The 13895-nt window shown below is 55.1% G+C and carries 10 protein-coding genes; 3 read left to right on the top strand and 7 right to left on the bottom strand.

Going from position 1 to position 13895, the window contains the following annotated elements; genetic code table 11:
* Positions 1-209: 209 nt before the first annotated feature.
* Positions 210-887: a hydrolase gene (locus ACLD11_RS14255; RefSeq protein WP_000097893.1), complete on the bottom strand. Its 678-nt coding sequence runs from the start codon at positions 885-887 to the stop codon at positions 210-212.
* 19 nt (positions 888-906) lie between these two features.
* The gene (locus ACLD11_RS14250; RefSeq protein WP_000809969.1) at positions 907-1767 is read right to left on the bottom strand and encodes a pirin family protein; all 861 of its coding nucleotides are present in this window, start codon (positions 1765-1767) and stop codon (positions 907-909) included.
* A 108-nt stretch (positions 1768-1875) separates the two neighbouring features.
* Here ACLD11_RS14250 and ACLD11_RS14245 point away from each other — a divergent pair, with 108 nt between their 5' ends.
* Positions 1876-2787: a LysR family transcriptional regulator gene (locus ACLD11_RS14245; RefSeq protein ID WP_183060099.1), complete on the top strand. Its 912-nt coding sequence runs from the start codon at positions 1876-1878 to the stop codon at positions 2785-2787.
* Between the two features lie 90 nt (positions 2788-2877).
* Here ACLD11_RS14245 and infA read toward each other — a convergent pair whose 3' ends face one another.
* From infA to trxB, 5 genes are all read right to left on the bottom strand, one after another.
* On the bottom strand, positions 2878-3096 hold the full coding sequence (infA, locus tag ACLD11_RS14240; RefSeq protein ID WP_001040187.1) for a translation initiation factor IF-1: 219 nt from the start codon (positions 3094-3096) through the stop codon (positions 2878-2880).
* Positions 3097-3406: 310 nt separating this feature from the next.
* Complete coding sequence (gene aat / locus ACLD11_RS14235; RefSeq protein ID WP_183060098.1) at positions 3407-4111, bottom strand: leucyl/phenylalanyl-tRNA--protein transferase; 705 nt, start codon at positions 4109-4111, stop codon at positions 3407-3409.
* A 44-nt stretch (positions 4112-4155) separates the two neighbouring features.
* Complete coding sequence (cydC, locus tag ACLD11_RS14230) at positions 4156-5877, bottom strand: heme ABC transporter ATP-binding protein/permease CydC (protein ID WP_183060097.1); 1722 nt, start codon at positions 5875-5877, stop codon at positions 4156-4158.
* Positions 5878-7644, bottom strand: coding sequence for a heme ABC transporter permease/ATP-binding protein CydD (gene cydD, locus ACLD11_RS14225; RefSeq protein WP_411015035.1), 1767 nt, complete (start codon positions 7642-7644; stop codon positions 5878-5880).
* A gap of 113 nt (positions 7645-7757) precedes the next feature.
* A complete protein-coding gene (trxB, locus tag ACLD11_RS14220) occupies positions 7758-8726 on the bottom strand; it encodes a thioredoxin-disulfide reductase (RefSeq protein WP_000537406.1) in 969 nt (322 codons plus the stop codon).
* 543 nt (positions 8727-9269) lie between these two features.
* Here trxB and lrp point away from each other — a divergent pair.
* Positions 9270-9764 (top strand): leucine-responsive transcriptional regulator Lrp, encoded by a 495-nt coding sequence (gene lrp / locus ACLD11_RS14215; protein ID WP_000228469.1) that lies wholly within the window; start codon positions 9270-9272, stop codon positions 9762-9764.
* Positions 9765-9898: 134 nt separating this feature from the next.
* Positions 9899-13798, top strand: a complete 3900-nt coding sequence (ftsK, locus tag ACLD11_RS14210) for a DNA translocase FtsK (RefSeq protein ID WP_411015034.1) — start codon at positions 9899-9901, stop codon at positions 13796-13798.
* The last annotated feature ends 97 nt before the right edge of the window (positions 13799-13895 follow it).

Genomic DNA, 13895 nt, shown 5'->3' with positions numbered 1-13895 from the left:
CCGATACGTTGCCGTATACACACTTTCCAGGCGTGCTCCTTCAGCCACTCGGACACCTCACCATATTGTATTGTTGCCTGACCGCTTGGGGGCAACGGGGCGCTACTATAGGGAGTTGCGCTAAAACGGTCAAGCAGAATTTACATATTCACTGTCGTTTGCTCATGCAATAGACATAATCCCCGCCCAAACTGGCGCGGGGAGGCAAATTAGCGCTGTGAATCCAACATTTCGTTGTTTTTCACCACATCCTGCGCTTTGCTGTAGCTTTCGATCAGCAGTTGATAGGCCGGGAATACCTGAGTATAAACGTCGGCCCACGCGGCGGCGTCTTCACGGTTCCAGGTGCCTTGCAGCTCAGAGGCGACTGCGGCAGTATCCATCGGTACGACGCCAGCCTGTACGATACGCGCCAGGGTGATCTCCTGCGCCATCTTACTGTAGGTACCGGATGCGTCGATCACGGCAAATACCTTATAACCTTCCGCTACCGCGCTAATGGCCGGGAATGCCATGCACACGCTGGTAATCGTCCCGGCAATGATCAGCGTCTTACGACCCGTCGCTTTTACCGCCTTAACGAAATCTTCGTTATCCCAGGCGTTAATTTCACCTTTGCGCGCAATGTACTGCGCATGTGGCGCATTAGCGTGGATCTCCGGGATCAGCGGGCCGTTCGGACCTTGCGGTACGGATGCCGTGGTAATGACCGGCATTTTCGCTAACGTCGCCATCTTCGCCAACGCCGCGGCGCGAGCGCGTAATTCCGGCATTGGCATATCGCCTACGGTCTGGAAAAGACCACTTTGATGATCGATTAAAAGCATCACGGAATCGTTAACATCAATTACCGGGCGCAAACCATTAAAATTAGCAGGACTTGACATCGTGTTCTCCTTCATGTTTTCAGATTTGACCAAAACGGCCGGAGTTGAAATCGCGGACTGCTTCTGCGATCTCTTGTTTCGTGTTCATAACAAATGGGCCGTAACCCACAATCGGTTCATTCAGCGGCTCGCCTGATAACAGCAATACGCTGGCGTCGCTGCTGGCCTCAAGGTGCAGCGTTTTCCCTTGCTGGCTCAATACCACCAGTTGCGCTTCGTTGACCGGCGTCGTGCCGTTCACCGTGATATTGCCTTTCAGTACCACCAGCGCGGTGCTCCATCCTTCCGGCTGTGCCAATGTAAGCTGGCGATTGCGTTGCAGGCGCATATCCCAGACATTGAGCGGCGAGAAAGTGTGCGCCGGGCCTTTTGTCTCTTCATAACGCCCTGCAATGACCCGCACGACTCCGGCGTCATCCGGTAACGTAACGGTCGGGATAACATCGTGGGTAATGCTTTGATAACCCGGGGTGGTCATTTTGTCCTTCATTGGAAGGTTAACCCACAACTGCACCATTTCCAGTTCGCCGCCCCGACGGGTAAACGCGTCGGAATGGAACTCTTCATGCAAAATGCCTGCGCCTGCGGTCATCCACTGAACGTCGCCCGGGCCGATAACGCCGCCGCGACCGGTAGAGTCCCGATGCTCGACTTCGCCACTATAAACAATCGTCACGGTCTCGAAACCGCGGTGTGGATGCTCCCCAACACCGCGTTTTTCATTACCCGGCGTAAATGTGTGCGGCCCGGCATAATCCAGCAGCAGGAAGGGACTCAACTGCTGCGCATGTGACTGATAAGAAAAGAGTGAACGAACCGGAAATCCATCGCCAACCCAGTGCGGGCGAGGTGCGGTATAGACGCCTGTAATCTGTTTCATGGTGTTCTCCTCAGTGGCGTTGTCTTGATGTGAATAAGCTTATATTCATGACAAAAGGTTCGGTAGTGGCTAAAATGGCTCATACCGTTCCATTAATAGGACAATGTAATGATAAAAACGGATCTCAATGATTTTGCGTGGTTTGTGCATGTGGTCGAAGAGGGTGGGTTTGCCGCGGCGGGGCGTGCGCTTGATGAACCAAAATCAAAACTGAGCCGGCGTATTGCGCAACTGGAGGAACGGCTGGGCGTGCGATTGATTCAGCGAACTACCCGGCAGTTTAATGTTACCGAAGTGGGACAAACATTCTATGAGCACTGTAAAGCGATGCTGGTGGAAGCTCAGGCGGCGCAGGATGCCATTGCCGCATTGCAGGTAGAGCCTCGCGGTATCGTGAAGCTGACCTGCCCGGTGACGCTGCTGCATGTACACATCGGCCCAATGCTGGCGAAATTTATGGCGCGTTATCCTGATGTTTCGCTACAGCTTGAAGCGACCAATCGTCGGGTGGACGTTGTAGGGGAGGGTGTGGATGTGGCGATTCGCGTCAGGCCGCGCCCGTTTGAAGATAGCGACCTGGTGATGCGCGTCCTGGCTGACAGGGGGCATCGTCTGTTTGCCAGCCCGGATCTCATCGCACGGATGGGAAGCCCTTCCGCGCCGGCGGAGTTGAGCCATTGGCCAGGGCTAAGTCTTGCATCCGGTAAGCATATCCACCGCTGGGAACTTTATGGCCCGCAGGGCGCGCGTGCGGAAGTCCATTTTACCCCGCGTATGATTACCACCGACATGTTGGCGCTACGCGAGGCGGCGATAGCGGGCGTGGGGCTTGTGCAGTTACCTGTCTTAATGGTGAAAGAACAATGGGCCGCCGGTGAACTGGTCGCGGTGCTGGAAGAGTGGGAGCCCCGGCGGGAGGTCATTCATGCTGTGTTCCCATCCCGGCGAGGATTATTACCTTCCGTACGCGCGTTGGTCGATTTTTTGACGGAAGAGTATGCGCGTATGGTGGAAGAGTAACCAGCTCGTCATTCATCGACTTAATGGACGCAAAAAAGGCCGGTTAAACCGACCTTTTATCCAGCCGCCCTTCAGGGCGTGAGGAGACAATTAGCGACTACGGAAGACAATGCGGCCTTTGCTCAGGTCGTACGGGGTCAGCTCAACGGTCACTTTGTCGCCCGTCAGGATGCGGATGTAGTTCTTACGCATTTTACCGGAGATGTGTGCAGTAACCACGTGACCGTTTTCTAACTCTACGCGGAACATGGTATTAGGTAACGTTTCGAGAACGGTACCTTGCATTTCAATATTGTCTTCTTTGGCCATCTAATCCTCTGGGGTATCACTACCATAATTTGAACCGGCAAGATAATGCCGAACTTCTTTTGATAAGTAAAGATTTGTGCGTTTAAAACACAGCAAACCAGGTTTAGCACATGATTCCGCGACACACGACAACGCCGCGTTATACACCTCTTCCCTGATACTACCCCTGATGTATCGACATAAGCGCAACATATAAGGGAACGATGAAATAAACGATGGGCGTTACCTGACAACGGGCTGCGGGATAATATGCTAAACCAATTCTGCGGCAGCAATTATAACACCCCAATAAAAAATGTGCCGAAAACATTTACTTCCGGGGCAAAAATAATGTCCGCGGCACCCAAAAACGGGAGGCCAGCGGCTGTTGGCGTAAACCCGCGAGGTGATCGAGATAGTCACGACGTGGAATTTCAATGGCGCCGAGCGAGGCGGTATGACTATTAAGTACCTGACAATCAATAAGTTTACCGCCGTGACGGATAAATTCAGCGCAAAAAACCAGCAGTGCGGTTTTAGAGGCATTCTCCTGGCGGCTAAACATCGATTCGCCGCAAAACAGCGCCCCCTGCGAGACGCCATACATCCCGCCGACCAGTTCCCGATCGCGCCACACTTCAATGGAGTGCGCGTGGCCCAATTCATGTAATCGGCGATAGGCTTCCTCAATGCCACGCGTTATCCAGGTGCCTTCGTCACGGTGATTGGCGCATCCATCAATGACCCGGTCAAAAGCGTAATTGAGCGTCACGCGGTAAGGGGATGCGTTGTGAAAGCGCTTCATGCTGCGACTGAGGTGAAACTTTTCAGGCCAAAGCACGGCGCGCGGATCGGGCGACCACCACAGAATCGGGTCGCCCGGCGAAAACCACGGGAAAATCCCGTGCTGGTAGGCCATTAACAACCGGGCAGGGCTGAGATCGCCGCCCAGCGCCAGTAAACCGTTAGGCTCGCGTAAAGCGCCTTCCGGCGAAGGGAAGGCGATAGAATGTCGGGAAAGCTGAACCAGACGCATGACGGCGAAACTCCAGTACGCAAGTCGGATCGTTCAATAATAGCTTACAGACGTTGTTTAAACTGATAATAGCGCCCTTGTCCGGCTAACAATTCTGCATGAGTGCCTCGCTCAATGATGCGCCCGTCGTCCATTACGATGATTTGATCAAAACGGGCCAGGCCGCGCAAACGGTGAGTCACCATCAGGACGGTTTTCTCGCGCATCACATCGGCAAGTAATTCCAGCATTTCGCTCTCGGTGGTCGCATCCAGCCCCTCAGTGGGCTCATCCAACAGCATTAACGGAGCATCATGCAACAGCGCGCGGGCGATGGCCAGGCGACGAAGTTCGCCGCCGGATAGCAGACGACCGCCTTCGCCGAGCCAGCTATTAAGCCCACTATCTTCGAGCAGATTTTCGAGGCCGACGCGACGCAGCATGTCGGAAAGGGCTTCGTCGCAGGCATTGGGCGCCGCCAGTAATAAATTATCACGCAGCGTGGCGCTGAACAGGTGGACACGCTGCGGCACCACGCTGATAGTCCGGCGTAAGGCGGATTCGCTCAGCGAGGATAGCGGAAGATCGTTGAGCAGAATTTCGCCTTGTTGCGGGTCCCAGGCGCGGGTGAGTAGCTGCAACAGCGTTGATTTTCCGCAGCCGGTACGCCCCAGAATAGCGACATGCTCGCCAGGATTAGCCTGTAATGAGAGGGCATTGAGCGCATTAATCGGCTGGTCGGGATAACGAAACGAAACGTCCCGCAGGGTGAGTGTGACCTTTTCCGGCGCGGGAGTTTCTGCCTGCGGAAAGGTCACCTCCGGTTTTTGCTCCGTTAATTCAGTGATACGAAGCGCAGAGGCGATAACCTGCCCCAGATGCTGGAATGCGCCGGTAACGGGCGCAAGCGCCTCGAAAGCCGCCAGCGCGCAGAAGACAAACAGCGCGATGAGCGCGCCGGGCTGCGTATTGCCGCCAACGCCGCCGGAGGCCATCCACAACATTAACATCACCGCCAGCGCGCCAATCAGCAGCATTAACGCCTGCGATAAGGCGGTCAGTTCAGACTGTCGACGTTGGGCCTCATGCCATTGTAATTCAGTGGCTTCCATTTGCGCCCGATAGCGTTTGCTGGCGCCAAAAATGGTGAGTTCCGCCTGGCCCTGTAACCATGACGTGAGTTGCTGGCGATACTGACCTCGTAGATGCGTCAGATTTTGGCCGGTATTTTTGCCGGCGCGATAAAACACCGGCGGCATAATAAACAGCGTCAACAGCATAATGCCGCCCAGCGTGATCGCCAGCGTCACGTCGAGAACGCTAAGCCCCAGGGTGACAATCATAATCACTACAAAAGCGCCGACCAGCGGGGAGATGACGCGCAAATAGAGATGGTCCAGCGTGTCGACGTCGGCAACGATGCGGTTCAGCAGTTCACCTTGCTGATAACGCGCCAGACCCGCGGGGGAGAGCGGTAGAAGTTTGCTAAAGGTATAAATACGCAGATGTTGCAGTACGCGGAACGTGGCGTCATGACTTACCAGACGTTCAAAATAACGACCAGCGGTACGGGTAATGGCCGCGCCGCGCACGCCGGCTGCCGGGAGCATATAGTTAAAACTGTAAATTCCCGCGAAGCCTGCGATAGCGGACGCGGACAGGAACCAGCCGGAAAGCGTCAGCAGCCCGATACTGGCAAGCAGGGTCAGGATTGCCAGCGCAATTCCCAGCGTTAGCATCCATTTGTGGCGTTTATAAAGCGTCAGATAAGGGAGTAGCGCGCGCATTTAAATATCCTCCTGACGGTGAGCCAATAACGTCGCAAAAGCGCCGTTGGCGGCGCTGAGTTCAGCATAACTGCCTTGTTCGACAATCGCGCCATCTTGCATAACCCAGATAGCGTCCCAGTCGGCGAGATCTTCCAACTGATGCGTCACCATTAATGTGGTCTGGCGTTTTGACGCCGCTTTTAACGCCTGCATGACGCGTTGCTCGCTGTGAGCGTCCAGGCTTGCCGCCGGTTCATCCAGCAGTAGCAGTTGGCAGGGATTAAGTAGCGCGCGGGCGACCGCTACACGCTGTGCCTGGCCGACGGAAAGTCTGCTGGCATGATTGCCGAGCGGGGTGTCTACTCCCTGCGGCAGCAGCGGTAAAAACTCGCTTACCCATGCGGCGTCAAGCGCGGCATAAAGTTCCTGCTCGCTGGCGTCCGGGCGCGCCAGTAATACATTTTCGCGTAGCGTCGCTGCAGGTAATTGCGGGTTTTGCCCAACCCAGGAGAGATGCTGGCGCCAGGATTCCGGCGAGAGATCGCGAAGTTCAACACCGTTAATACGCAAAGAGCCCTGATAGGAGAGAAAACCGGATAATACATTCAACAGAGAGCTTTTACCGGAACCGCTGCGTCCTACCAGGACGGCGCGTTCTCCTGCCGCTAATGAGAAATTCAGCGGCCCGGCAAGCGTTTTGCCTTCTGGCGAGGTGATAATAAGATTGACTGCGTCAATGGTTACAGGTTCGTTTTCCGCCAGCTCAACTTCGCCGCGCGCCGGGTGGGCGAGGGGCGTTTCCAGAAACGTCTTCAGACTGTCCGCCGCGCCAATCGCCTGCGCCTTAGCATGATAAAACGTGCCGAGGTCGCGTAATGGCTGGAAAAACTCCGGCGCGAGGATCAAGGCGAGGAACCCGGCGGCGAGCGTCACACCGGTACCGTAATGGCCAAAGTTCAGCTCGCCCAGGTAAGAGAAGCCAAAATAAACGGCGACCAGCGCAATAGAAAGCGAGGTGAAAAATTCCAGCACGCCGGAAGATAAAAAGGCGAGGCGCAGTACTTCCATCGTGCGCTGACGAAAATCCTGCGATGCTGCGCGAATGCTCTCGGTTTCCGCTTCTCCACGACCGAAAATTCGCAGCGTTTCCATCCCGCGCAGACGGTCAAGAAAATGGCCGCTTAGCCGGGCAAGCGCCAGGAAATTGCGGCGGTTGGCGTCAGCCGCGCCCATTCCTACCATCGCCATAAATAGGGGAATGAGCGGGGCGGTGCCCAGCAGAATCAGCGCCGCCGCCCAATTTGACGGGAAAATCGCCGCCACGATTAAGAGCGGTACGCAAACGGCAAGCGCCATTTGCGGCAGATAGCGCGCATAATAGTCATGCATATCGTCAATCTGCTCCAACACCAGCGTCGCCCAGCTACCGGCGGGCTTGCCCTGAATCCAGGCTGGGCCGGCTTGCTGCAGACGATCCAACACCTGACGGCGGATCTCAAAGCGAATATGCTGTCCGGCATGAAAACCGACGCGCTCGCGCAACCACACCACCCAGGCGCGGAGGACAAAGACCAGTATCAGCAGGATAAAAGGGAGCAACAGCGCTTCCCGTGGAATGTTCTCCATGATCATATGTTGCAGGATACGCGCCATGATCCAGGCCTGAGCGACAATTAATACGCCACTCATGAACCCCAACAGGCGGGAAATATTCAACCACCGTTGGGAGATTACGCTTTGCTGTTTTAACCAGCGGGTCAGCTCTTTTTGACGGGTTTTATTCATTGCACGCTTAGCAGGTGAGTTATTGGAATTTCAGGCAGGGCAATGTTACAACGACGCAAAAATAAAGGCGACTTATAGTCGCCTTTTTTACTTTTGTTACTGATTTGTAAAAACTATTTGCTCGCGTCGGCCAGACCATCGAGATAGCGTTCAGCATCCAGCGCCGCCATACAGCCCGTACCTGCAGAGGTGATCGCCTGACGGTAAATATGATCCATGACGTCACCCGCCGCGAATACGCCAGGGATGCTGGTTTGTGTGGCGTTGCCATGGGTGCCGGACTGAACTTTGATATAACCATTTTCCAGCTCAAGCTGGCCTTCGAAGAGCGCCGTGTTTGGGCTATGACCGATGGCTACGAAAAGTCCGGCGATGTCCAGCGTCTCAATATTGTCGCTTTGCTGCGTGTCGCGAAGACGCAGACCAGTAACGCCCATCTGATCGCCGGTCACTTCTTCCAGCGTCCGGTTGGTGTGCAGGATGATATTGCCATTTTCGACTTTATCCATCAGGCGCTTAATGAGGATTTTTTCAGCGCGGAAACCGTCACGGCGATGGATAAGATGCACTTCCGAAGCGATGTTGGACAGATAAAGCGCTTCTTCAACTGCAGTGTTGCCGCCGCCGATCACCGCCACTTTCTGGTTGCGGTAGAAGAAACCGTCGCAGGTTGCGCAGGCGGAAACGCCGCGCCCTTTAAAGGCTTCTTCCGATGGCAGCCCCAGATAGCGCGCGGAAGCGCCGGTCGCAATGATCAACGCATCACAAGTGTACTCTGCGCTGTCACCTGTCAGACGGAACGGACGATTTTGCAGATCCACTTTGTTGATGTGATCAAAGATTATCTCGGTTTCAAATTTTGCCGCATGTTCATGCATGCGTTCCATCAGTAGCGGGCCGGTCAAATCGTTTGGATCGCCGGGCCAGTTTTCCACTTCCGTCGTGGTCGTCAGTTGACCGCCTTTTTCCATACCGGTAATAAGTACCGGCTGTAAATTTGCGCGCGCGGCATACACCGCCGCGGTATATCCCGCCGGTCCTGAGCCCAGAATAAGCAGCTTACTGTGTTTGGTCGTGCCCATGAGATCCCCATAGTTGTTGGCAGACAATGAGCAGAATTGTAGGGAATTTACAGACGTAAAAAAAGAGCATAACGATTTTGTTAACAATATGTGTAATAGCATGAACCGATGAATGACCGCGACAGCGACGTTATCATCACAAATTTTACTTAAAATTGGTAACTTATAAGATGACGAAATGACAGTTTACCGCCCTCTCTAATGAATAACTGGCATGTTGTACTAAAAATCGATGTTTTGCTTTGACAATCACCTGCTGTTTTGCGAAAACATTCGAGGAAGAAAAAAACTGTGTTATGTATGTGCTGCATAATGCATGTAAATACCATGTTTACCGGGCTAGTGAAATCTACGCATGGCGTGGACAGACGCCATTCGTGATGTCGATAGCTGCCGCGAGGCAACGGTCTTCTCACCATAGACCAGGCATTGCGCGCCGTTAATCCCTCTGGGTTTCGGTCTATTGTGATGGGCAGCGACTCTGAACAGTGATGTGAGTAGAGTCAGGCAGGAGTAGGGAAGGAATACAGAGAGACAATAATAATGGTAGATAGCAAGAAGCGCCCTGGCAAAGATCTCGACCGTATCGATCGTAACATTCTTAATGAACTGCAAAAGGATGGGCGTATTTCCAACGTCGAGCTTTCTAAACGAGTAGGACTTTCGCCGACACCTTGCCTTGAGCGTGTGCGTCGGCTGGAGCGACAGGGGTTTATCCAGGGCTATACGGCGCTGTTGAACCCGCATTATCTGGATGCATCACTTCTGGTATTCGTTGAGATTACCTTAAATCGCGGCGCGCCGGATGTGTTTGAACAGTTTAATGCTGCCGTGCAAAAGCTTGAAGAGATTCAGGAGTGTCATTTGGTTTCCGGCGATTTCGACTACCTGTTGAAAACCCGTGTACCGGATATGTCAGCGTATCGAAAACTATTGGGAGAGACGTTGCTGCGCTTGCCAGGTGTGAACGACACCCGAACTTACGTAGTGATGGAAGAGGTAAAACAGAGTAATCGTCTGGTTATTAAGACACGCTAACACGGAACAGGTGCAAAATCGCTGTAGTTTGATTACACTCCTGTTAATCCATACAGCAACAGTGCCGGGGCAACCCGGTGCTGTTGTCCGTTTTAGCATCGGGCGGGAAAAGCCTGGAACCTGGAGAGCCTTTTTTGAGCCAGGAATATACTGAAGACAAAGACGTCACATTGACGAAGTTAAGCAGCGGGCGCCGACTTCTGGAAGCGTTGTTGATACTTATTGCCCTTTTTGCCGTCTGGTTGATGGCGGCCTTGTTGAGCTTTAACCCTTCGGACCCCAGTTGGTCGCAAACCGCCTGGCATGAACCCATCCATAATTTAGGCGGCGCGCCGGGCGCGTGGCTGGCCGATACACTGTTCTTTATTTTTGGCGTAATGGCCTACACCATCCCTGTCATTATTGTCGGTGGGTGCTGGTTTGCGTGGCGTCATCAGTCTACGGATGATTACATCGACTATTTTGCTGTGTCGCTACGCCTTATCGGCGTGCTGGCGCTGATTCTCACTTCCTGCGGTCTGGCAGCCATTAATGCCGACGATATCTGGTATTTCGCCTCTGGCGGCGTCATTGGCAGCCTGTTAAGCACCACGCTGCAGCCGTTGTTGCATAGTAGCGGCGGAACGATAATGCTTCTCTGTATTTGGGCTGCCGGGCTGACGCTCTTTACCGGTTGGTCCTGGGTTAGTATCGCCGAAAAATTAGGCGGCTGGCTGCTTAATATACTGACCTTCGCCAGCAACCGTACCCGGCGTGATGATACGTGGGTTGACGACGAAGAGTATGATGACGAATACGATGAAGAAACCGACGGCGTGCAGCGTGAATCTCGCCGGGCGCGTATTTTGCGCGGCGCGTTGGCGCGTCGTAAGCGACTGGCTGAAAAATTCAGCAATCCACGGGGCCGTCAGACCGATGCCGCGCTCTTTTCCGGCAAACGGATGGATGATGACGAGGACATTCAGTATAGCGCGCGCGGCGTCGCTGCCGATCCCGACGACGTTCTGTTTTCGGGCAACCGTGCGACGCAGCCGGAATATGATGAATATGATCCGCTGTTAAACGGCCATTCTGTCACCGAACCGGTCGCCGCCGCTGCGGCTGCAACTGCCGTCACCCAGACGTGGGCAGCGTCCGCCGATCCCATAATGCACACGCCGCCTATGCCGGGGGCTGAGCCGGTTGTCGCGCAACCGACCGTGGAGTGGCAGCCCGTACCGGGACCGCAAACCGGCGAACCGGTTATCGCACCTGCGCCGGAGGGGTATCAGCCGCATCCGCAATATGCTCAACCGCAGGAGGCGCAAAGTGCGCCGTGGCAGCAACCTGTGCCTGTCGCTTCCGCGCCGCAATACGCCGCGACGCCAGAGACCACCGCAGAATATGACTCTCTTGCGCCGCAGGAAACACAGTCGCAATGGCAGACGCCGGATGCGGAACAACACTGGCAGTCGGAGCCGCCCCATCAGCCGGAGCCGATAGCGGCTGAACCTTCCCACATGCCGCCGCCGGTTATCGAACAGCCAGTTGCCACCGAGCCTGAACCTGGCATAGAAGAGACCAGACCCGCCCGTCCTCCGCTTTACTATTTTGAAGAGGTGGAAGAGAAACGCGCCCGTGAGCGCGAACAACTGGCGGCATGGTATCAACCGATTCCGGAGCCGGTAAAAGAGAACGTGCCGGCCAAACCTACGGTATCTGTCGCGCCGTCCATACCGCCAGTGGAAGCGGTAGCCGCCGCCGCGTCGCTTGACGCAGGTATTAAGAGTGGCGCCCTGGCAGCCGGCCCCGCGGCCGCTGCGCCTGCATTTGGTCTGGCTACCGGCGGCGCGCCGCGTCCGCAGGTGAAAGAGGGAATTGGTCCGCAACTGCCGCGTCCGAACCGCGTTCGCGTGCCGACCCGACGGGAACTGGCGTCGTACGGTATTAAGCTGCCGTCGCAGAGGATTGCAGAAGAAAAAGCCCGCGAGGCAGGGCGCAATCAGTACGAGACGGGCGCGCAGCTAACAGATGAAGAAATAGATGCAATGCATCAGGACGAGTTAGCCCGTCAGTTTGCGCAGTCGCAGCAGCATCGTTATGGTGAGACGTATCAGCACGATACTCAACAGGCAGAAGATGACGATACCGCTGCGGAAGCTGAATTAGCCCGCCAGTTTGCCGCTTCGCAACAGCAGCGCTATTCCGGCGAGCAACCCGCTGGCGCGCAGCCGTTCTCACTGGACGATCTTGATTTCTCGCCAATGAAAGTATTGGTTGATGAAGGTCCGCACGAACCGCTGTTCACGCCGGGTGTCATGCCCGAATCAACGCCTGTTCAGCAACCGGTCGCGCCGCAGCCGCAGCCGCAGTATCAGCAGCCGGTAGCGCCTCAGCCACAGTACCAGCAGCCGCAACAGCCGGTAGCGCCGCAGCCGCAGTATCAGCAGCCGCAACAGCCGGTAGCGCCGCAGCCGCAGTATCAGCAGCCGCAACAGCCGACAGCGCCGCAAGACAGCCTGATCCACCCGCTGTTGATGCGTAACGGCGACAGTCGTCCATTACAGCGTCCGACGACGCCGCTGCCTTCGTTAGATCTTCTGACGCCGCCGCCGAGCGAAGTTGAACCGGTAGATACCTTTGCGCTGGAGCAAATGGCGCGTCTGGTTGAAGCGCGTCTGGCGGATTTCCGCATTAAAGCTGATGTGGTGAACTATTCGCCAGGCCCGGTCATTACTCGCTTTGAACTGAATCTGGCCCCGGGCGTTAAAGCGGCGCGTATCTCCAACCTTTCCCGGGATCTGGCGCGCTCATTGTCAACGGTAGCCGTACGCGTTGTGGAGGTCATTCCAGGCAAACCTTACGTAGGGTTGGAATTGCCGAACAAGAAACGGCAAACCGTTTATCTGCGCGAAGTGTTGGATAACGCCAAATTCCGCGAGAATCCGTCGCCGCTTACCGTGGTGTTAGGTAAGGATATCGCGGGCGATCCGGTAGTGGCGGATCTGGCGAAAATGCCTCACCTGCTGGTGGCCGGTACGACCGGTTCCGGTAAGTCGGTCGGGGTTAACGCCATGATCCTCAGTATGCTGTATAAAGCGCAGCCGGAAGACGTTCGCTTTATCATGATCGACCCGAAAATGTTAGAACTCTCGGTCTATGAGGGTATACCGCATCTGCTGACAGAAGTTGTTACCGACATGAAAGACGCGGCTAACGCGTTACGCTGGAGCGTCAATGAGATGGAGCGTCGCTATAAGCTGATGTCCGCGCTCGGCGTGCGTAATCTGGCTGGGTATAACGAGAAAATCGCCGAAGCGGCCCGCATGGGACGTCCGATTCCGGACCCGTACTGGAAGCCGGGCGACAGTATGGATGTTCAGCATCCGGTTCTGGAAAAACTGCCGTATATCGTGGTACTGGTTGATGAATTTGCCGACCTGATGATGACCGTCGGTAAAAAAGTTGAAGAGCTGATCGCGCGTCTGGCGCAGAAAGCGCGCGCCGCGGGGATTCACCTGGTACTGGCGACGCAGCGTCCGTCGGTCGATGTGATTACTGGTTTAATTAAAGCCAACATACCAACCCGTATCGCTTTTACCGTATCCAGCAAGATCGACTCCCGCACCATTCTTGATCAGGGTGGCGCTGAGTCGCTATTGGGAATGGGGGACATGCTCTATTCCGGACCAAACTCCACCATGCCGGTACGTGTCCATGGGGCGTTTGTGCGTGACCAGGAAGTCCATGCGGTGGTTCAGGACTGGAAAGCGCGCGGTCGTCCGCAATATGTGGATGGCATTACCTCCGACAGTGAAAGCGACGGTGGCGGTGGCGGTTTTGACGGCGGCGAAGAATTAGATGCGCTATTCGATCAGGCCGTTAATTTCGTCACCCAGAAGCGTAAAGCGTCCATTTCCGGCGTTCAGCGTCAGTTCCGTATCGGCTATAACCGTGCGGCGCGTATTATCGAACAGATGGAAGCGCAGGGTATTGTCAGCGCTCAGGGGCATAACGGTAATCGTGAAGTGTTGGCTCCGCCGCCTTTTGAGTAAACCTGTAAGCCGGATGGCGCTGTACAGGCTGCCATCCGGCAACAAAATTCAGTATTTTCTTCTTTCCTCATGCTGATTTTTGGCCTGGAATAGAAAG

It is taken from the genome of Salmonella sp. 741265116_PST (assembly GCF_046567715.1).
Lineage (GTDB): Bacteria > Pseudomonadota > Gammaproteobacteria > Enterobacterales > Enterobacteriaceae > Salmonella > Salmonella enterica.
Note: the sequence above shows the minus strand (reverse complement) of the source record. Positions and strands in the feature narration are given on the sequence as shown.